The following is a 21,105-nucleotide window of genomic DNA, read 5'->3' as shown; positions in this document are numbered from 1 at the left end:
TGGCGCCAAGACTGGAGAAATATCATGGGTGGTATCAGTATTTGGCAATTGTTGATCATCGCTGTCATCGTCGTGCTGCTGTTCGGGACCAAGAAACTGCGCGGGATCGGTGGTGACCTGGGTGCGGCGGTCAAGGGCTTCAAGAAGGCGCTCTCCGATGAGCCGGCCGACGCCAAACCCGAGCAGAAAGATGCCGATTTTCCCCCGAAACAGCTGAACGAAACGGCTGCCCAGAGCAGCGAGCCCGCCAAGCAGAAAGATAAAGATCAGGCCTAAGCCATGTTCGATATCGGTTTTTGGGAGCTGATCGTCATCGGCGTGGTGGCGCTGTTGGTGCTGGGGCCCGAGCGGCTGCCGGTTGCCATCCGTACCGCCACCCACTGGATCCGGCTCATTCGTTCGACCGCCAATTCGGTGAAGTCCGAGCTGGAGCAGGAGCTCAAGTTGCAAGAGCTGCACAATGACCTGAAAAAGGCCGAGAAGCTGCAGATGAGCAATCTGAGCCCAGAGCTGCAAGAGTCCATCGAACAGCTCAAGTCGGCGGCCCAGTCCGTAAACCGGCCCTATCAGGTGGAAAACGAGATCCGGCCGACCCAGGCTGACCCGGCTGCTTCCGTCGAGCCCGCCCCTGCAACCGCTGCGGCGGTGCCGCCGGTCGATAGCCAGCAGCAGGCTCCGGCCGCCAGCGAGCAGGCTCCGGCCGCCAGCGAGCAGGCCGGCAAAGACAAAGAGGAGGTGAAGCCATGACCCAGGCCGAGCAACCCCTCATCAGCCATCTAGTGGAGCTGAGAACGCGCCTGCTGCGTTCCGTTGCTGCCATCCTGCTGGTGTTTGTCGCGCTGATCTACTTCTCCAACGACATCTACGATTTCATCGCCCAGCCGCTGCTCAGCCAGTTGCCGGAGGGCACCAGCATGATAGCGACGGATGTGGCGACCCCCTTCATCACGCCGATCAAGCTGACCCTGGTGGTCTCCTTCTTCGTAGCCATCCCCTATCTGCTCTATCAGGCCTGGGCCTTCATCGCCCCCGGTCTGTACCAGCACGAGCGGCGACTCATCATGCCGCTGGTTGCCTCCAGTGCCGTGTTGTTCTATGCGGGGATGGCGTTTGCCTACTACGTGGTGTTCCCGCTGGTGTTCGGTTTCTTCACCAGTACCGCCCCTACCGGGGTGACGGTGGCGACCGACATTGCCAGCTATCTGGACTTCGTACTGACCCTGTTCTTCGCGTTCGGGGTGGCGTTCGAAATTCCGGTGGCCACCATACTGCTGTGCTGGACCGGCGTGACCACGCCCAAGAGCCTGAAGGAGAAGCGCCCCTACGTCGTCGTCGGGGTGTTCGTGGTCGGCATGCTGCTGACACCGCCCGATGTGTTCTCCCAGACTCTGCTGGCGATCCCCATGTGGGCGCTGTGGGAACTGGGCCTCTTCTTCGCCCGTTTCTATGTGAAGAAAGAGGATGAAGAACAGCAGGAACAGACCGAGGAGGGGAGCTGAGGCTCCCTTCCTCTTTTCATGCTCCCGTTCGAGGCGTATGGTGATGTCCCATCGAGTAGATGGTTTTCAAATACCTGATATGCCGCCTCTTTACCCGGAATGTCTCGCATCATGATCGATATTGGTCTCAACCTCACCAGCAGCCAGTTTGCCGGTGAACAGCCAGAACTGGTGGCCCGTGCCCGCGCCGCCGGCGTGGAAGCGCTGATCCTGACCGGCACTGATCTGGCCGGCAGCCGGGAAAGCGCCGAACTGGCTGCCCAATGGCCCGGTTACTGCTTCTCTACCGCCGGGGTGCATCCCCACGATGCCAAAAGTGTCGATGAACTGACACTGCCCGCCCTGCGCGAGCTGGCGGCCCTGCCACAGGTGGTCGCCATCGGCGAGTGCGGCCTCGACTACAACCGGGATTTCTCCCCCCGTCCGGTGCAAGACGCGGTATTTGACGCCCAGCTGGCGCTGGCCGCCGAACTCGGGATGCCGGTGTTCCTGCACTGCCGCGATGCCCACACCCGTTTCATCGAGATCCTGCGTCCCTGGCTGCCCCGCTTGCCCGGGGCCGTGCTGCACTGCTTCACCGGCTCCGACGAGGAGCTGGACGAGTGCCTGGCGCTGGGGCTGCATATCGGGGTGACCGGTTGGCTCTGCGACGAGCGCCGCGGCCAGCTGCTGCGTGAGCAGGTGGCCCGCATTCCGGCTGGCCGCCTGATGATAGAGACTGACGCCCCCTATCTGGTGCCGCGGGATTTGAAACCCAGACCGAAACGCAATGAACCCGCTTTTTTGCCGCACATCGCCCAGGTGGTGGCGGCCTGCCGTGGTGAAGCGCCCGAGGCCTTGCTGGCCCATACCCGGGCCACCTCCGCCGCATTTTTCCAACTTCCTCTTTTGGAGTGATTCATGGCTACAACTCTTCCGGGCGCCTTTCCGGGCCGCCGCCTGCGCCGGGTGCGCAAACATGATTTCAGCCGTCGTCTGGTGCGCGAGAACGTACTGACCGCCAACGATCTCATCTACCCCGTGTTCGTGCTGGAGGGGGAGAAGCGCCGTGAGACCGTGCCCTCCATGCCGGGGGTGGAGCGTCTCTCCATCGATCTGCTGCTGGAGGAAGCGGCCGAGCTGGTGGAGCTCGGGGTGCCAGCCATCGCGCTGTTCCCGGTGACTCCGCTGGAGAGCAAGAGCCTGATGGCGGAAGAGGCCTACAACCCGAATGGCCTGGCCCAGCGCACCGTGCGTGCCCTCAAGGCCCGCTTCCCGGAGTTGGGGGTCATCACCGATGTGGCGCTCGATCCCTTCACCACCCACGGTCAGGACGGCATCATTGATGACGAAGGCTATGTGCTGAACGACATCACCACCGAGATCCTGATCAAGCAGGCGCTCTCCCATGCTGCCGCCGGGGTGGATATCGTCGCGCCGTCCGACATGATGGATGGCCGTATCGGTGCCATCCGCGCCGCGCTGGAAGAGAACGGCTTCATCAACACCCAGATCATGGCCTACTCCGCCAAGTACGCCTCCCACTACTACGGCCCGTTCCGCGATGCAGTCGGTTCCGCCGGCAACCTTGGCAAGAGCAACAAGGCCACCTACCAGATGGACCCGGCCAACGGCAACGAGGCCCTGCATGAGGTGGCGCTGGATCTGCAGGAAGGGGCAGACATGGTGATGGTCAAGCCGGGGATGCCCTATCTGGACGTGGTGCGCCAGGTGAAGGATCAGTTCGGCGTGCCGACCTTCGCCTATCAGGTGAGCGGTGAATACGCCATGCACATGGCGGCGATCCAGAATGGCTGGCTCAAGGAGAAGGAGTGCATCCTGGAGTCCCTGCTCTGCTTCAAGCGCGCCGGGGCCGACGGCATCCTCACCTACTTCGCCAAACGGGTGGCGCAGTGGCTGCAGGAAGATGCCCGGGCCTGATGGCTCAATATCTTTCAGTGCAGACAATGCCGGCCCTGGAGCCGGCATTGTTGTCTCTGGCGGCCAATCTGGTCGTTTTGTGTACATGTTTTGGCCAAAAGTGGGCAACTGGCCTCGCTCTCGGCGGCAAAGGCTTGATTAATGGGGTTTCTGCCTACATCTTAGGTAGTCCAAGCAAGCTTCTGGACGGCAGGGGCTGTAGAGAATTTAGAGGTATCGCCGGATGACTAACCCTTTGCTGACAATGGACTCGCTGCCCCCTTTCAGCCAGATCCAGCCCGAACAGGTGCAACCTGCGGTGACGCAGGCGATTGCCGACTGCAAACAGAAGATCGCCGATGTGCTGGCCAAACAGGAGCCCCGTACCTGGGACAGCCTGATCGCCCCGCTGGAAGAGGTCAATGACCGTCTGGCGCGGATCTGGTCGCCGGTCAGCCACCTCAACTCGGTACTCAACAGCGAAGCGCTGCGCGCGGCTCACGACGCCTGCCTGCCGCTGCTCTCCGAATTCCAGACCTATGTCGGTCAGCACGAAGGGCTCTATCAGGCCTATCGCGAGCTGGCCGAGAGCGACGACTTCCCGCGTCTGGACGATGCCCAGCGCAAGGAGATCCAGAACACCCTGCGCGACTTCCGCCTGTCCGGTATCGGACTGCCCGCCGAGGCGCAGCAGCGCTACGGCGAAATCCAGGCCCGCCTCTCCGAGCTGGCCTCCCGCTTCAGCAACAACGTGCTGGATGCGACCCAGGGCTGGCACAAGCTGGTGGCTGACGAGGCCGAGCTGGCCGGTCTGCCGGAGAGCGTGCTGGCGGCCGCCCGTCAGATGGCCGAGCTCAAGGGCAAGGAGGGGTGGCTGTTCACCCTGGATATCCCCTCCTACCTGCCGGTGATGATGTATGCCGACAACCGCGAGTTGCGCACCGAGATGTACGAGGCCTTCACCACCCGCGCCTCGGATCAGGGTCCGAATGCCGGCAAGTGGGACAACTCTGCCATCATGACCGAGCTGCTCGCCCTGCGCCGTGAGCTGGCCCAGCTGCTGGGATTTGCCAACTACGCCGAGCTCTCCCTGGCTACCAAGATGGCGGACAAGACGGAGCAGGTGGTGAACTTCCTCACCGATCTGGCCCGGCGCTCCCTGCCACAGGGCAAGGCTGAGCTGGAGGAGATCCGAGCCTTCGCCGCCGAGCAGCACGGCCAGAGCGAACTGGCCGCCTGGGATCTCGCCTACTACGCCGAGAAGCTCAAGCAGCACAAGTTCTCCATCTCCGATGAGCAACTGCGCCCCTACTTCCCGGCCAGCAAGGTGGTGAAGGGGTTGTTTGAGGTGGTGAAACGGGTATTCGGCATGAAGGTGCGCGAGCGCCTCGGTATCGATACCTGGCATCCGGATGTGCGCTTCTATGACATCTTCGACGCCGATGACGAGCTGCGTGGCAGCTTCTACCTCGACCTCTATGCACGCGAGCACAAGCAGGGCGGAGCCTGGATGGATGTCTGCCTGGGTCGCCGCTACCGTCGCGATGGTTCGTTGCAAAAACCGGTGGCTTACCTGACCTGCAACTTCAACGGCCCGGTGGATGGCAAACCGGCCCTGTTCACCCACAACGAAGTGGTCACCCTGTTCCACGAGTTTGGCCACGGTATTCACCACATGCTGACCCGGGTCGATGTGGCCGGGGTGGCCGGCATCAACGGCGTGGCCTGGGATGCGGTGGAGTTGCCGAGCCAGTTCCTGGAGAACTGGTGCTGGGAGTCCGAGGCGCTGGCCTTTATCTCCGGCCACTACGAGACCGGCGAGCCACTGCCTGCCGATCTGCTGGAGAAGATGATGGCGGCCCGCAACTTCCAGGCGGCCATGCAGATGCTGCGCCAGCTGGAATTCGCCCTGTTCGACTTCCGTCTGCATCAGGAGTTTGACCCGGCCAAACCGGATCAGATCCCGGCCCTGCTGGACGAAGTACGCAGCCAGGTTGCCGTGATGACGCCGCCGGCGTTCAACCGCTTCCAGCACAGCTTCTCCCACATCTTCGCGGGCGGTTATGCGGCGGGTTACTACAGCTACAAGTGGGCCGAGGTGCTCTCCGCCGATGCCTTCTCCCGTTTCGAGGAGGAGGGGATTTTCAACCCGGTCACCGGCCAGTCTTTCCTCAGACATATTCTGGAGAAAGGCGGTTCAAAAGAGCCCATGGAGCTGTTCAAGGCCTTCCGTGGCCGCGAGCCCAGAGTGGATGCCCTGCTGCGCCATAGCGGGATTGCCGCGTGACACCCGCAGGTGCGAGCTTCAAGCAGATACACTTTTGCGGCATAGTGAGATCGCCGCGTGATTTTTGAGATAAAAAGGGACCTGATGGTCCCTTTTCTCAATGCTTTTTAATATCTTGCTGACTGCATATTTGCACTTTCGGCGCCTCTTAAAGTAGAGTCGTCTCTAAACTTTCAAGGGGGCAATGCCACTTGCCATGAGGCGAGCACTCGATTCTGTCTATCAAATCATCTCCAGTCTGGCTCATTCGAGTGGTCGGGAATATTTTGATACCTTCGTGAGTGAAATCGCCTCGGCCCTGATGGCCGATGTCGTCCTGATCGCCAGTTGGGAGGCCTCCTCTGGCCAACTTAGGGGACATGCCGCCTACCCGGCTTCGCTCGATCCCGCCTCTCTGGATTTGCCGCTGACCGCCACCCCGGAAGCCATCACCTGGCAGGAGGGTGAGGCCTGGTTCAGCGACCGTTTGCTGCAACTGTTTCCCCATACCCCGCTGGCACAGGAGTGGCAGGCACAGGCTTATGCCGGCATTGCGCTCAAAAATGCCGAGGGACAGACCATAGGCCTCTGCAGCCTCCTCTATCGTCACCCCCAGGACAACATGGCCAAGGTGATGGGGCTGCTCAGGCTGCTGGGGCCGCTGGCGGGCCGTGAACTGGCACTGATGCTGCCACAAAGGCCGTCTCCAACCCTGTTTCCCGAGACACCCCACGAGCTGCAGAACATGCTGAGCCAGGCGCCGGTCGGGATCGGCAAGCTGGATCTCGGCGGCCGCATTCTCTGGGTCAACCCGGCCATCGAACAGATGCTGGGGTACCCCATTGATGAGCTGCTCCAGTACTCCATCTCCGACATCAATCACCCGGAGGACTGGCTGCGCAGCACCGAGCATTACGAGCAGATCTACCGTGGCGAGCGCAACAGCTTCACCCAGGAGAAGCGCTATCGCTGCAAGGGGGGGGAGATCCTGTGGGGACGGGTGACCGTTACCCTGATCCGCGATGCAGAGCAGCAGCCGGACTACCTGATGGTGCTGCTGGAGAATATCGATCCCCTGCGCCGCCATGCCGAGCAGCTCAAGCTCTCCCACCGGGTCTATGACAACCTCTCCGAGGCGATCCTGGTGTGCGATGCCGACAGCCGCATCATCTCGGTCAACCCGGCGTTCGAGCAGATCACCGGCTACAGCAGCGAGGAGGTGTGTGGTCAGCGCCCCAGCATGCTCAAGTCCGGGCTGCACGACCAGGCCTTCTATGCCGATATGTACCACGCACTGGAGCGGGCCGGCGTCTGGCGTGGCGAGGTGTGGAACAAGCGCAAAAACGGCAAGCTCTATCCCCAGCAGCTGATGATCAGCACCCTGAGGGAAGAGGGCAAAATCCAGCAATATATCGCTATTTTCAGCGATCTTTCCCAGACCAAGCTGGCCGAGCAGAAGATCGCGACCCAGGCCAACTACGACAACCTTACCAGCCTGCCTAACCGCTGGCTGTTTGGCCGCTGTCTCGCTCGCTTCTGCGAGCGGGGTGAGCGTTTCGCCCTGATGGTGCTGGATCTCAACAACTTCAAGGCGGTCAACAACAGCATGGATCACCATGCCGGTGACGCCCTGCTGCGTGAGGTGTCGGATCGCCTGGTGAGCCGGGTGCGCACCGAGGATCTGGTGGCGCGTATCGGTGGCGACGAGTTTGCCTTTCTGGTGCCCGGCATCGTTATCCGCCGCCAGGCTGAGGTGTTTGCCAAGCAGGTGATCGGCAGCTTTGCCCGCCCCTTCATGCTGGCCAACCAGCACCTCTATGTGACGGCCACCATCGGCATGACCCTCTGCCCCAGCGATGGCGGTGAGAGTGACGAGCTGCTGCGCAATGCGGAGCAGGCCCTGTTTGCCGCCAAGCGGCAGGGGCGGCTGATCGGCACCTACTGCGCTTCAATGCGCGAAGAGGTGCGCCAGCGCCACCAGATGCAACAGGATCTGGCGGAGGCCATCAAGCAGGAGCAGCTGACCATGGCCTACCAGCCCATCTGGGACAACCGCAGTGGACGAGTGGCCAAGCTGGAGGCTCTGGTGCGCTGGTATCACCCGCACTGGGGGCAGGTCTCTCCCGCTGAATTCATCCCGCTGGCGGAAGAGGCTGGCCTGATCCAGAGCCTGGGGGCTCTGGTGCTGTGGCAGTCGTGCCGGGATCTGGCGCGCCTGCAGCAATCCGGTTTTCCGGAGCTGCAGATGTCGATCAATCGTTCCACCATGGAGTTCCAGACCATAGATCCGGAGGCGAGCGAATGGCTCAAGGTGATCCATCACTTCGGGCTCAATCCTGCCGACATCGTCATCGAAATCACCGAATCCCTGCTGATGGAGAGCAGTGACCAGCACAGGATCCGGATCGAGGCGCTGCGCGAGGCGGGGTGCAAGCTGGCCATCGATGATTTCGGGACCGGCTATTCGGCGCTCAACTATCTGCGCACCTTCCCGGTGGATCTGGTCAAGATAGATCGCTCCTTCGTGCGTCACATCCCGTTCAACGAGCAGGATCGCATGCTGCTCGACGGCATCATCAACATAGTGCACAACCTCGGTATGCAGGTGGTGATCGAGGGAGTGGAGACCCGCGAGCAGCTCAACTTCCTCTGCCAGAAGGGGTGTGCCTTCACCCAGGGCTATCTGCTCAGCCGCCCGCTGACGTTCGATGACCTGACCGATTATCTCGATCTCAACCGCCAAGGAATGAACCTCTCCATCGTGAGGTGATCCGGTGCTTCTGCTATCATGGCCGCTTCCGTGCGTGTCATGAGTCTGTTCCCAATGCCCCATATCCAGGTTTTCAGTGAAGTGCCCGCCCGCGACGGCGAGCTCGATGCCCTGCGCCAGCGCCTCGCCGACGTGGAGTTTCCGGCCCCCTTTGCGCTGGTGCTGACCGAACAGCGGCTGGAGCTGCGCAAGCTGGATGAACCCAAGCTGGGCGCCGTCTACGTGGATTTCGTCGAAGGGGCGGTCGCCCATCGCCGCAAGTTCGGTGGTGGCCGAGGCCAGTCCATCGCCAAGGCGGTGGGGCTCAAGGCGGGGGCGACCCCGACCGTGGTGGATGCTACCGCCGGGCTGGGACGCGATGCCTTCGTGCTCGCTTCCCTCGGCTGCCGGGTGACCATGATAGAGCGCAGCTCGGTCGTCGCGGCCCTGCTGCAGGATGGTTTGACGCGGGCGGCGCAGGATCCCGAGATAGGCCCCTGGGTGAGCGAACGGATGCAGTTGTTGCAGGGGCCTGCCGTGGATACCCTGCTGGCGCTGACGGAGCGGCCCGAGGTGATCTACCTCGACCCCATGTTCCCCCACAAGCAGAAGTCGGCGCTGGTGAAAAAGGAGATGCGGGTGTTCCAGTCGCTGGTGGGGCCGGATCTCGACGCCGATGTACTGCTGCCGGCGGCACTCAAGATGGCCGACAAGCGGGTGGTGGTGAAGCGCCCAGACTACGCGGGCTGGCTCAACGAACACAAGCCCAGCATGGCCATCGAGACCAAGAGCAACCGCTTCGATGTCTATGTGCTGGCAGCCATGACAGCAGCTTGATCAACTGTCTGGGTGAATCAAATAGAGAGGAGGGCCAACCTGGTTGACCCTCCTTTTTGTTGGCCGCTATCCGGCGCTCAAGGTTTGGGGGCTATCAAGATCCGGGAGCGAAGCGGATCCGTTTCTGCTCACCCTGCCATAGCAGGTCGAGGGTGGCCAGCTCGGCCAGACAGAGTCGCTCCCCACTCTCCAGCAACAGGTACTCGACACCCTCCCTGGCCTCTATGGTGCGGATCCTGTCTGCCCACTGACGCCCGTCCCGGCAGGTCAGCGTCACCGGCAATTGCCAGCTGGCGGCGATCTCGAGCCAGTCGTAGAGGTCGCAACTGATGGGGTGGTAGTCGGTCATGGTCTGCTCCTTGATGGGAGAGGAGATCAGTCTTCCTGCAGGCGGGTGGGCCAGCCCATCTTTTGCTGGCGCTCTACCTCGAGGCGCAGCTCGCTGGCGCGCAGATAATGCTCTTCCAGCCAACCCTTGGGCAGGGTCAGGGTCAGGGCATCCTCTTCGGCTTCAAGGGTGAAGTGGGGCACAGTACCCTGGGTGCGGCGCATGCAGAGGATCAGGGCGATGCGCAGGATGCGGGCCAGCCGGATTGCTTGGCGAGCCGTCACGGCGCCCTGTTTCTCCAGCGGTTCCAGCTTGAACTCATCCCGCTGGTTGAACAGCAGGGCTGACAACAGCTTCTTCTGCGCAGGAGTGAAGCCCGGCATGTCGATGTTGTCGATGATGTAGGCGGCGTGTTGCGGCGCCTTTTTATACTCGATGCACAGACCGATCTCGTGCAGCAGCGCCGCATAGCGCAGGATCGGCCGACCATAGCGCTTGGAGAGGCGCCAGGCCGGTTGCAGCTGGGTGAACGCCTCGATGGCGGTATCGCGCACCCGCTCGGCGTGCTCCTTGTCCAGCTGGTAGCGATTGATCAGGCTGTCTGCGGTGCGATCCCGGGCGTCACAGTCGTGATTGTTGCCGAGCAGGCCGTAGATCAAGCCTTCGCGCAGGGCGCCGCCGGCCAGCGTCATGCTCTCGATGTCGAGGGTTTCGAAGATGGCGATCAGGATGGCGAGGCCGGAGGGGAACACGGTCAGCCGTTCGGCCGCCAACCCTTCCAACTGCAGTTGATCCAGCCGGCCGCAGGCGATGGCCTGTGCCATCAGTTCCTGCAATTTCGGCAGGGTGACCCGTTCGCTCTTGCCCTGGGCCATCATGATCTCCTGCAGCGCCTGGACCGTGCCGGAGGCGCCGACGCAGGTACGCCAGCCGAGAGTGCGATATTCGTCAGCCACTCTCTCCAGCACCGTTTTGGCGGCAGCGATGGCCTGATTGAAGCGGGTTTCGGAGAGCTCGCCGTCACCGAAGTGGTTGTTGAGCCAGGTGACGCAGCCCATGTGCAGGCTGTTGAGCAGTTTCGCCTCGCTGTGCTCGCCGATCACCAACTCGGTGCTGGCGCCGCCGATGTCGATCACCAGCCGGTTGCCTTCCCCCGCCGAGGTCCAGGAGACCCCCTCATAGATGGTCTTGGCCTCTTCCTCACCCGAGATGATCTCGATGTTGTGGTTGAGGACCCGTTCCGCTTCGCTAAGGAATTCATCGACGTTGGTGGCCAGACGCAGGGTGGCGGTACCCACTACCCGGATGTTGTCGGCCGGAATGTCTTGCAGCTGTTCGGCGAACAGGCGCAGACAGTCCCAGCCCCGCTCCATGGCGGCACGACTGAGACGAAATTCGGCATCGAGTCCGGCGGCGAGGCGTACCTTGCGTTTGACCTTGGTGACGGTGCGCAGAGCGCCAGCGACCTCGCGCACCACCAGCATGTGAAAGCTGTTGGAGCCGAGGTCGATGGCCGCATAGAGAGGCGAGTTGTGCAACTGGGCCGATCCTTCAGCTCTTGCGGGGCGGACGACGGCGATTGTTGCTGTTGCCACCACCCTGGCGATCCCGCATGTTGCGGTTCACCGGCTGACGATTGCGGAACACCCGCTTTGGCGGAGTCACGTCATCCAGCAGCGCCTCGCGATCATACTTGCTGACCGGGATCGGGTGGTGGATGTACTCCTCGATGGCCGGCAGGTTGAAGGCATAGTCTTCACAGGCCAGGCTGATGGAGTGACCGCTCTTGCCGGCACGGCCGGTACGACCGATGCGGTGAACATAGTCCTCGCAGTCGTCGGGCAGGTCGTAGTTGAAGACGTGGGTCACGTCGGGGATGTGCAGACCACGGGCGGCCACGTCGGTGGCGACCAGAATGTCGAGGGAGCCCTTGGTGAACTCTTCCAGGATCTTCATCCGCTTCTTCTGCGGCACGTCACCGGTCAGCAGGCCGACACGGTGGCCGTCGTTTTCCAGCCAGGCATGGACGTCTTCACAGACATGCTTGGTGTTGGCGAAGACGATGGCTTTCTCCGGCCACTCCTCTTCCATCAGGGAGAGCAGCAGCAACATCTTGTCTTCGTTGGAGGGGTAGAACAGCTCCTCCTTGATCCGCACGCCAGTCATCTGCTCCGGCTCGACCTGCACGTGCTCCGGATGGTTCATGTGCTCGTAGGCCAGCTCCTGCACGCGCAGGGAGAGGGTGGCGGAGAACAGCATGCTCAGACGCTCGGTGGCGGGCGGCATGCGGCGGAACAGGAAACGGATGTCCTTGATGAAGCCGAGATCGAACATGCGATCCGCTTCGTCCAGCACCACGACCTGAATGTTGCTCAGATCGATCACCTTGGACTTGAAGTAGTCGATGATGCGGCCAGTGGTGCCGATCAGGATGTCGACGCCCTGCTCCAGCACGGCCAGCTGCTTGTCGTATCCTTCGCCACCGTAGGCGAGGCCGAGTTTCAGGCCGGTGCTCGCAGCCATGCTGTCGGCATCGTTGTAAATCTGTACTGCCAGCTCCCGGGTGGGGGCCATGATGATGGCTCTGGGTTGGTTTACCAGGCGGGGCTTGGTCAGTGGATGAGTCAATAGATAGTTGAATGTCGCCGCCAGGAAGGCAATGGTCTTGCCGGTACCTGTCTGGGCCTGACCAGCGAGATCATGACCTTCTACCAGCAGTGGCAGAGACAGTGCCTGGATAGGCGTACAATAATGAAATCCCTTTGCTTCCAGACCAGCCAGAACTTCGGGTTCGAGGCCCATTTGGGCGAATTTGTCGGTCGTTAAGTGTGTTTTGCTCATGGCGGTAGGTTATCAGGTTAGGCTTGCAATAATAAACAGGATCATTTCAAATAGGGCAACTATTGCCTTTATTGACATGTCAATAAAGTCTTATTTACTGACTGGAGTTGGAGATGAGTGACAAGATTGTTCAGCTGAGCGATGCCAGCTTCGAGGCAGATGTAATCAAAGCCGATGGTGCCGTTCTGGTAGACTTCTGGGCCGAATGGTGTGGTCCGTGCAAAATGATTGCCCCGATCCTGGAAGAAGTTGCCCAAGAGTACGCCGGTCGCGTGACCGTTGCCAAACTGAACATCGACCATAATTCTGATACTCCGCCCAAGTACGGCATTCGTGGTATTCCGACCCTCTTGCTGTTCAAGAATGGCGAAGTGGCAGCGACCAAGGTCGGTGCACTGTCCAAAACTCAACTGAAAGAGTTCCTGGACGGCAACCTGTAATAATCCAAGAGGAGCGCATTGCAATAATGCGCTCCTTGTGTTTTATCACCTAGACGCTCACCCCGATTGGTGCTAATTTATCGCTCGTTTGCTAACCTTTTTGCCTGACTCTTTGCTCACACATCAGCCCGGCAAATCAAATCCGATCAGCATCAATCCAGCAGACTGTCTCCTCATTTCAATCCTTGCTTACAGACTTTCACCACTATGAATCTGACTGAATTAAAGAACACTCCTGTGTCTGAGCTGGTCAAGCTCGGCGAATCCATGGGGTTGGAAAATCTGGCTCGGGCGCACAAGAAAGACATTATTTTTGCCATCCTCAAGGCGCACGCCAAGGGTGGTGAAGATATCTTTGGCGACGGTGTGCTGGAAATCCTGACCGATGGTTTTGGCTTCCTGCGCAGTGCAGACGGCTCCTACCTGGCGGGTCCTGATGACATCTATGTCTCCCCGAGCCAGATCCGCCGCTTCAACCTGCGCACCGGCGACACCATCTCCGGCAAGATCCGGCCACCGAAAGAGGGCGAACGCTATTTCGCACTGCTCAAGGTCAACGAGGTCAACTACGACCGTCCGGAAAACTCCCGCAACAAGATCCTGTTTGAAAACCTCACCCCGCTGCACGCCAACGAGCGTCTGCGCATGGAGCGTGGCAACGGTTCGACCGAAGACATCACCGCCCGCGTGCTGGATCTGGCGTCCCCCATCGGTAAGGGTCAGCGCGGCCTCATCGTCGCTCCGCCCAAGGCCGGTAAGACCATGCTGCTGCAGAACATCGCCCAGAGCATCGCCTACAACCACCCGGATTGTGAACTGATCGTCCTGCTGATCGACGAACGTCCGGAAGAAGTGACCGAGATGCAGCGGATGGTGAAGGGTGAAGTGATCGCCTCCACCTTCGACGAGCCGGCATCCCGTCACGTCCAGGTCGCCGAGATGGTGATCGAGAAGGCCAAGCGTCTGGTCGAGCACAAGAAGGACGTGGTGATCCTGCTGGACTCCATCACCCGTCTGGCACGCGCCTACAACACCGTGATCCCGTCATCCGGCAAGGTACTGACCGGTGGTGTGGATGCCAACGCCCTGCACCGTCCGAAGCGCTTCTTCGGTGCGGCCCGTAACGTGGAAGAGGGTGGTAGCCTGACCATCATCGCCACCGCGCTGATCGATACCGGCTCCAAGATGGATGAAGTCATCTACGAAGAGTTCAAGGGTACCGGCAACATGGAACTGCACCTCTCGCGCAAGATCGCCGAGAAGCGAGTCTACCCGGCCATCGACATCACCCGCTCCGGTACTCGCAAGGAAGAGCTGCTGACCACCGGCGACGAGCTGCAGAAGATGTGGATCCTGCGCAAGATCGTCCACCCGATGGGCGAGATTGACGGCATCGAGTTCCTCATCGACAAGCTGGCGATGACCAAGACCAACGACGAGTTCTTCGACGCCATGCGGCGCCAGCAGAAGTAATCCGGTCAAGAAATGACGAAACCGCGGCCCAGGTCGCGGTTTTTGTTTATGGATTGGCCGCTCGCCTGAGTACTATGGAAGGCCATTGAGGCGTTGAGTGTGTATGGCCGGGCGCAGGGATGCCGGCCATATGTCAGAGATGGCCCCTCTATTTTCGATGTCACAAGGATGGAGACGTCATGACAATCCGCATCATCTTGTTGCTCGCAGCCCTGGCCGGCGCACCGCCCCAGCTGACCGCTGCCACGGCTCCTGTGCTGGTGGCCGACGAAGGGGTGGCCGAGCATCTCACCTATCTCACGGATCGCTTGCAACAGGAGCAGTATGCAGCCATCGATGCGCTGCTGGATTCGTTGGCCCTCGGTCAACGGGAGTACCTGCTGAGCAAGCTGCTGGCGACCCTCCAGCAACAATCGGCTCCCGCCAGTGCGGACCAGTTGGTCTGGGTGCGAGCCCAGTCGGCCAGAGTGCCCGGCTGGTTGGTCGAAAAGGAGAAGAACGGTTTTCTGGTGCAGCAGCCTGCCTATGATTTTGCCGCCCAGGCGCGCTTGTTGTTGTCGCGCTGGCAGCAGCAGGCCTGGCAGGAAGAGTATCGCCAGCAACTGGCCCTCGGCCGCTTCCAGTTCAAATCCATCTATTACCGGGCCAACCCCGAATTGGCCCAGCAGCAACAGGCGCTGCTGCAGGCCTTCGAGCAACTGCCGTTGCCAGTCTGGCTGCGGGAGGCGCGTCAGCTGGCTTCCCAGAACATCTACCTGCCCGACAACCGTCTGTTGTTGCAGCTGTTGCAGCGCACCGGGGAGCCCGGGCTCTATGCCAGATTGTGGCGCCAGCCGGTGGATCAGGATGCCCTGGCGGCGCTGCCCACCATCAACCGTTTCCATCAGGGCGTGGTGGCGAGCAGGCTGCTGATCGAGGCCAGCGCCAACCCTCAGCTGAAAGGCGCTGCCCTGCATCAGCTGGGTACCCTCTCCCCCTTGCCGGAGCAGGCGAGGAGCTATCTGCTGGCCGAGCTCACCAATCGCCAGTATGGCGCCCAGGTGGTTGCCCTGTTGCTGGAGGTGGACGAACCCCTGATGCTCTCGGCGTTGGCGAAACACCTGGGACGCCGTGACATGCCCCCCATTGCACCGAGCCTGTTACCCGATTCGGGTACACCCGGTGTGACACCAGGGTTATAATGCAGCACACCCTGAATCCGGTTGGGAACCCGCATGAAATACAAGGACTTGCGTGATTTTATCGCGCAGCTGGAACAAAACGGACAACTCAGGCGCATCACGCGCGAGATAGATCCCTATCTGGAGATGACCGAAATCAGCGATCGCACCCTGCGTGCGGGGGGCCCGGCCCTGCTGTTCGAAAACCCCAAAGGCCACACCATGCCGGTGCTGACCAACCTGTTCGGTACGCCGGATCGGGTCGCCATGGGCATGGGACAGCCGGATGTGAGCGCCCTGCGTCAGGTCGGGGTGTGGCTCTCCTACCTGAAGGAGCCCGAGCCGCCCCGCGGCCTCAAGGAGCTGATGGAGAAGCTGCCGATCTTCAAGCAGGTGCTCAACATGCCGACCAAGCGTCTCTCGTCCGCCCCTTGCCAGCAGGTGGTGCTGGAGGGGGATGCGGTCGACCTGGACCAGATCCCGATCCAGCACTGCTGGCCGGGTGACGTGGCCCCGCTGGTGACCTGGGGTCTGACCATCACTCGCGGCCCCTACAAGAAGCGCCAGAACCTCGGCATTTACCGCCAGCAGAAGATCGGCAAGAACAAGCTGATCATGCGCTGGCTCGATCATCGCGGCGGTGCCATCGATTTTCGCGAGTGGCAGGAGGCCCACCCGGGCGAGCGTTTCCCCGTGGTGGTGGCGCTCGGTGCCGATCCGGCGACCATACTCGGTGCCGTGACGCCGGTGCCGGATACCCTCTCCGAATACGCCTTCGCGGGGCTGCTGCGGGGCAGCCGTACCGAGGTGGTCAAGGCCATCAGCTGCGATCTGGAGGTACCCGCCAGTGCCGAGATCGTGCTGGAGGGTTATCTGGAGCCGGGCGAGATGGCACCGGAAGGGCCGTACGGGGATCACACCGGTTACTACAACGAGGTGGACGAGTTCCCCGTGTTCACCATCACCCACATCACCAAGCGTCGTGATGCCATCTATCACAGCACCTACACCGGCCGTCCGCCCGATGAGCCGGCGGTGCTGGGGCTGGCGCTCAACGAGGTGTTCGTGCCGCTGCTGCAGAAGCAGTTCCCCGAGATCGTCGACTTCTACCTGCCGCCGGAGGGCTGCTCCTACCGGATGGCGGTGGTGACCATCAAGAAGCGCTACCCGGGCCACGCCAAGCGGGTGATGCTGGGGGTCTGGTCCTTCCTGCGCCAGTTCATGTACACCAAGTTCGTGGTGGTGTGCGATGACGACGTCAACGCCCGCGACTGGAAAGACGTGATCTGGGCCATCACCACCCGGATGGACCCGGCCCGCGACACCACCCTGATCGAGCACACGCCGATCGACTACCTGGACTTCGCCTCGCCGGTCTCCGGGCTCGGCTCCAAGATGGGGCTCGACGCCACCAACAAGTGGCCTGGCGAGACCAACCGTGAGTGGGGTCAGCCCATCGTCCAGGACGAGGCGGTGAAACAGAAGATCGATGCCATCTGGGATGAGCTGAATATCCTTTGAGAAGAGTGAGCGGTGGCCTGACCGGCCACCGCGCCGCAAAAGAGAGATGCCATTTCGCCTGAATTGGGTATTCTCGACGGGCAAGACCGGGTCGCTGGTCACCCGTTCACAGTGAATCAATGAGCGAAAACGGGCCGAGCGAGCCCGTTACAAGGACAAGAATGCAACGTATCAAGTGCCGCGTAGAGGAACTGCGCGAATATGTCGACACCATCTGGCACGTGGCCCTGACGCCGCTGCAAGAGGTCAGTTTCAAGCCGGGCCAGTATCTGCTGGTGGTGATGAGCGATTCGGACAAGCGTCCCTTCTCCATCGCCAACTCGCCGACCCGTTCCGGCGTGCTGGAGCTGCAGATCGGTGCCACCCCCGAGAACGCCTACGCCGGCCAGGTGCTGGCCCGCATGCGCGAGCAGGGCGAGATCGAGGTTGAACTGCCGGCTGGCAAGGCCTTCCTGCGCGACGAATCCCCCCGTCCGCTGATCCTGATGGTTGGCGGCACCGGTTTCTCCTACGCCAAATCCATTCTGGAATACCTGATCGCGACCGGCAGCAAGCGTCCTGTGTTCTTCTACTGGGGCGTGCGTCAGGCACACTGGCTCTACGAGCAGGAGCAGATGCAGCAGTGGGAGCGCGACTATGCGCCGCTCACCTACATCCCCGTGGTGCAGGAGCCGGAAAGCAACTGGACCGGCAAGACCGGGCTGGTGCACAAGGCCATCATGGATGACTTCGTCAGCCTGCACGACTACGACATCTATGTGGCCGGTCGCTTCGAGATGGCGGGGGCCGCGCGAGAGGAGTTCAAGATCCTCGGCGCCGAGCCGGAGCGCATCTTCGGCGATGCCTACGAGTTCATCTGATATCAGGGGCCTTCCCCGTTAGTTCACTGCCGCCACTCATGAACTACGGCGTGGCCTTACTCAAGCCTCGATAAAAAAACACCCCGCTTCTGGCGGGGTGTTTTGTTGCTGGGGTCCACGGCGGACCTCTTGGTGATGGACGCGATCAGTGTCCGCCGTTGGCCTTGGGCGGAATGGTCTCGTCGAATACCGGCAGCGGCTTGTGGGTGGAAGCCAGGAAGGTGTAGATCACCGGCAGCACGAACAGGGTGAACAGGGTACCGATGGCCAGCCCCGCCACGATCACGATGCCGATGCTGAAGCGCTGGGCCGCCCCTGCGCCGGTGGCGTAGAGCAGCGGGATCAAGCCCGCAATCATGGCGGCCGTAGTCATCAGGATCGGACGCAGACGTACTTTGGCGGCCTGCATGACGGCCTCCATCCGGTTCACGCCGCGCAGCAGTTGCTGCTCCTTCGCCACTTCGCAGATCAGGATGCCGTGCTTGGTAATCAGACCCACGAGCGTGATGAGGCCCACCTGGGAGTAGATGTTCATGGTGGCCAGTCCCCATGCCAGGGCGATCAGGGCGCCGCTGATGGCGAGCGGCACCGACACCATGATCACCAGCGGGTCGCGGACCGATTCGAACTGGATCGCCAGCACCAGGAAGATGATGGCCAGGGCCAGGGCGAAGGTGGCGTAGAGCGCGTTACCCTCGGTCACGAACTGGCGGGCTTCCCCCATGAAGTCGTAGCGGTAACCTTGGGGCAGCTTCTCTTCGGCGGTGGCCTTGAACCAGTTGATCGCATCCCCCATGGCGACGCCCGGAGCGGGTACGGCACCAATGGTGGCCGAGTTCAGCTGGTTGAAGTGGGGCAGGGCGCGGGGCTCGCCGACCACTTCGATGCTGATGAGGCTGCCGAGCGGGATCGACTTGCCATCGGCGGCGCGCACGTAATACCCCTTGATAGACTCGGGGTTGAGACGATATTTGCGCTCGACCTGCGGGATCACCTCATAGGAGCGGCCATCCAGGTCGATCCGGTTGACGTAGCCATCCGCCATCATGGTGCCCATGGTGATGCCGATGTCCTGCATGGTGATACCGTAGGCGCCGGCCTTGTCCTTGTCGATGCGGATCTTCATGGTAGCGGAGTCGTAGTTCAGATCGAGATCCGAATAGACGAACTGGCCGTTGGCCTGGGTCGCCGCCAGCATCTCGCCGGCGATCAGGAACAGGCTCTCGAAGCTGTTCGGCGTGGTGATGACGAACTGGATCGGCAGGCCGCTGGAGGCACCCGGCAGTTCCGGGAACTGGAAGGTGGTGATGGCCATGCCGGGGATATCCTTCACCAGGCCGGCGACCCGGTCCAGCACCTCTTTCTGGCTCGCTTCACGCTGGCTCCAGGGCACCATGGAGGCGATACCGAACGCCTGATTGGAGTTGAACACCCCGGAGAAGACCTGGGAGAAGGCGATCTCCGGCTGGTCGTCCAGGATCTTGTTCACGTCCGCCATGGTGTTTTCGATGTAGTCCAGATTGGCGTTGGAAGGCGCCGTGCCCAGCACTGCCATGACCCCCTTGTCCTCCGACGGGGCCAGCTCGCTCGGGATGAACTTGAACAGCAGCGGCAGGCTGGCGAACACGATAACGGCGAACACCACCACCACGAGACGCTTTTGCATCACGGCGTGCAGCATGCTGTCGTAGCGATCGGTCATGCGGTCGAGCAGGTGGTGCACCTTGCTCTCGAACTTGCCCGGCTGCTCGTTGGCCTTGAGCATCTTGGCGCACATCATGGGCGACAGGGTCAGGGCGATGATGCCCGAGACGAACACGGCGCCAGCCAGGGTCAGGGCAAACTCCTTGAACAGGGAGCCGGTAATGCCCCCCATCAGGGCGATCGGCGCATACACGGCCGCCAGGGTGACTGTCATGGCAATGACGGGCACGGCGATCTCGCGAGTACCTATGATGGCGGCACGGAACGGTTCCTCACCCTCCTTGATGTGGCGATCCACGTTCTCCAGCACCACGATGGCATCGTCCACCACCAGGCCGATGGCCAGCACCATGGCCAGCAGGGTCATCAGGTTGATGGAGAAACCGAACATGTCCATCACCATCACCACGCCGATGAGACTCAGGGGGATGGTGATGATGGGGATGATGACCGCCCGGAACGAACCTAGGAACAGGGTGATCACCACCAGTACGATGGCGGCCGCCTCGAGGATGGTCTTGATCACCTCGCTGATGGATTCGTTGATGGCGATGGTGGAGTCATACAGCACGTCGGCCTGCAGGGTACTCGGCATGTTGCGCTTCAGGCTCGGCAGCAGCTCCAGCACATCGTGGGCGATGTTGATGGGGTTGGCTGTCGGGGCGGCGTTGACCGCCATGACCACGGCCTCGCGGCCGTTGGCGCTGGCGCGGTAGATGTCGTGGCTCTTCTCCAGAGTGACCTTGGCGATGTCGGAGAGGCGGATCACCTTGCTGTCGCGAGTCGCAACCACCAGCCGCTTGAGCTCGTCCGTGTCGCTCACCTGGGTCTCGGCATTGCCGTTGAACAGGGTGAAGTAGCCGGTGGCCTGGCCGGTGGCGGACTGATAGTTGTTGCTGTTGAGCACCGTCATCACGTCGCTGGCGGTCAGGTTGAAAGCCGCCATCTTGGCCGGATCCAGCCACACCCGCAGGGCAAACTCGACGCCGCCATACAGATCCACCTTGGAGACGCCCCCCACGGTAAACAGCTGCGGCTTGATGACCCGCTCCAGATAGTCGGTGATCTGGCTGGAGTTGAGCTCCGGGCTGGTGAAGCCGAGGTAGAGCACTGCCGTGGTGGAGCCGGTGGAGGAGGTGACCGAGGGGTCTTCCGCCTCTTTCGGCAACTGGGAGCGCACCGAGTTGACCTTGGCCAGGATGTCGGACAGCGCGGCATTGGGGTCGGTGTTGAGCTTCATGTAGGCGGTGATGGTGGAGCTGCCCAGCTGGCTGGAGGAGGTCATGAAGTCGATGTTGTCGGCTTGCGCGACCGCCTGTTCGAGCGGCTGGGTGATGAACCCCTGGATCAGGTCGGCACCGGCGCCATAGTAGCTGGTGCTGACGGTGATCACCGTATTGGTCACCTCGGGGTATTCCCGTACCTGCATCTTGAAGATGGCCTGAAAGCCCAGCAGGGCGATCAGAAAGCTGAGCGAGATCGCCAGCACAGGCCGTTTGATGAAAATGTCAGTAAATCGCATCGCTGA

17 protein-coding genes are annotated in these 21,105 nt (G+C 61.5%); 13 read left to right on the top strand and 4 right to left on the bottom strand.

The features are described from left to right. Window positions 1–24 precede the first annotated feature (24 nt). The 8 genes from tatA (at window position 25) to BN1123_RS10295 (ending at window position 9,250) form a co-directional block, all read left to right on the top strand. Window positions 25–276, top strand: a complete 252-nt coding sequence (gene tatA, locus BN1123_RS10335) for a Sec-independent protein translocase subunit TatA (RefSeq protein ID WP_026456307.1) — start codon at window positions 25–27, stop codon at window positions 274–276. A 3-nt stretch (window positions 277–279) separates the two neighbouring features. Continuing rightward, window positions 280–747, top strand: a complete 468-nt coding sequence (tatB, locus tag BN1123_RS10330; protein ID WP_042026838.1) for a Sec-independent protein translocase protein TatB — start codon at window positions 280–282, stop codon at window positions 745–747. Continuing rightward, window positions 744–1,499, top strand: a complete 756-nt coding sequence (gene tatC / locus BN1123_RS10325) for a twin-arginine translocase subunit TatC (protein WP_042026836.1) — start codon at window positions 744–746, stop codon at window positions 1,497–1,499. Before tatB ends, tatC begins: the two co-directional genes overlap by 4 nt. 111 nt (window positions 1,500–1,610) lie before the next feature. Further along, window positions 1,611–2,396 carry a TatD family hydrolase gene (locus BN1123_RS10320; protein WP_042026851.1) on the top strand — a complete coding sequence of 262 codons (786 nt, stop codon included), beginning with the start codon at window positions 1,611–1,613 and terminating at the stop codon, window positions 2,394–2,396. Window positions 2,397–2,399: 3 nt separating this feature from the next. Further along, a complete protein-coding gene (gene hemB, locus BN1123_RS10315; RefSeq protein WP_042026834.1) occupies window positions 2,400–3,419 on the top strand; it encodes a porphobilinogen synthase in 1,020 nt (339 codons plus the stop codon). Window positions 3,420–3,642: 223 nt separating this feature from the next. Further along, complete coding sequence (prlC, locus tag BN1123_RS10305; protein ID WP_042026830.1) at window positions 3,643–5,685, top strand: oligopeptidase A; 2,043 nt, start codon at window positions 3,643–3,645, stop codon at window positions 5,683–5,685. A gap of 196 nt (window positions 5,686–5,881) precedes the next feature. After that, entirely contained in the window at window positions 5,882–8,434 is a 2,553-nt protein-coding gene (locus tag BN1123_RS10300) for a putative bifunctional diguanylate cyclase/phosphodiesterase (protein WP_042026829.1), read from the top strand. Between the two features lie 54 nt (window positions 8,435–8,488). Next, window positions 8,489–9,250, top strand: a complete 762-nt coding sequence (locus tag BN1123_RS10295; RefSeq protein ID WP_412149606.1) for a class I SAM-dependent methyltransferase — start codon at window positions 8,489–8,491, stop codon at window positions 9,248–9,250. Window positions 9,251–9,344: 94 nt separating this feature from the next. Here BN1123_RS10295 and BN1123_RS10290 read toward each other — a convergent pair whose 3' ends face one another. From BN1123_RS10290 to rhlB, 3 genes are read right to left on the bottom strand one after another with little or no spacing between them, the layout of a single operon-like run. Further along, window positions 9,345–9,599 carry a Rho-binding antiterminator gene (locus tag BN1123_RS10290; RefSeq protein ID WP_042026827.1) on the bottom strand — a complete coding sequence of 85 codons (255 nt, stop codon included), beginning with the start codon at window positions 9,597–9,599 and terminating at the stop codon, window positions 9,345–9,347. Between the two features lie 26 nt (window positions 9,600–9,625). Next, window positions 9,626–11,116, bottom strand: a complete 1,491-nt coding sequence (gene gppA, locus BN1123_RS10285; protein ID WP_042026825.1) for a guanosine-5'-triphosphate,3'-diphosphate diphosphatase — start codon at window positions 11,114–11,116, stop codon at window positions 9,626–9,628. A gap of 13 nt (window positions 11,117–11,129) precedes the next feature. Further along, window positions 11,130–12,419 (bottom strand): ATP-dependent RNA helicase RhlB, encoded by a 1,290-nt coding sequence (gene rhlB / locus BN1123_RS10280; protein WP_042026823.1) that lies wholly within the window; start codon window positions 12,417–12,419, stop codon window positions 11,130–11,132. A gap of 113 nt (window positions 12,420–12,532) precedes the next feature. Here rhlB and trxA point away from each other — a divergent pair, with 113 nt between their 5' ends. From trxA to fre, 5 genes are all read left to right on the top strand, one after another. After that, window positions 12,533–12,859, top strand: a complete 327-nt coding sequence (gene trxA, locus BN1123_RS10275; RefSeq protein ID WP_026455765.1) for a thioredoxin TrxA — start codon at window positions 12,533–12,535, stop codon at window positions 12,857–12,859. Between the two features lie 207 nt (window positions 12,860–13,066). Beyond that, a complete protein-coding gene (gene rho, locus BN1123_RS10270) occupies window positions 13,067–14,332 on the top strand; it encodes a transcription termination factor Rho (RefSeq protein WP_005342418.1) in 1,266 nt (421 codons plus the stop codon). Between the two features lie 179 nt (window positions 14,333–14,511). After that, window positions 14,512–15,513 (top strand): hypothetical protein, encoded by a 1,002-nt coding sequence (locus tag BN1123_RS10265; RefSeq protein ID WP_042026822.1) that lies wholly within the window; start codon window positions 14,512–14,514, stop codon window positions 15,511–15,513. A 33-nt stretch (window positions 15,514–15,546) separates the two neighbouring features. Further along, complete coding sequence (gene ubiD / locus BN1123_RS10260) at window positions 15,547–17,013, top strand: 4-hydroxy-3-polyprenylbenzoate decarboxylase (protein WP_026455763.1); 1,467 nt, start codon at window positions 15,547–15,549, stop codon at window positions 17,011–17,013. A gap of 161 nt (window positions 17,014–17,174) precedes the next feature. Further along, window positions 17,175–17,873 carry an NAD(P)H-flavin reductase gene (gene fre / locus BN1123_RS10255; RefSeq protein WP_042026821.1) on the top strand — a complete coding sequence of 233 codons (699 nt, stop codon included), beginning with the start codon at window positions 17,175–17,177 and terminating at the stop codon, window positions 17,871–17,873. A gap of 145 nt (window positions 17,874–18,018) precedes the next feature. Here fre and BN1123_RS10250 read toward each other — a convergent pair whose 3' ends face one another. Beyond that, complete coding sequence (locus tag BN1123_RS10250; protein ID WP_042026819.1) at window positions 18,019–21,099, bottom strand: multidrug efflux RND transporter permease subunit; 3,081 nt, start codon at window positions 21,097–21,099, stop codon at window positions 18,019–18,021. Window positions 21,100–21,105 lie beyond the last annotated feature (6 nt).

Origin of the sequence: Aeromonas enteropelogenes, from assembly GCF_000819845.1 — a bacterium.
Classification (GTDB): Bacteria; Pseudomonadota; Gammaproteobacteria; order Enterobacterales; family Aeromonadaceae; genus Aeromonas; species Aeromonas enteropelogenes.
Note: the sequence above shows the minus strand (reverse complement) of the source record. Positions and strands in the feature narration are given on the sequence as shown.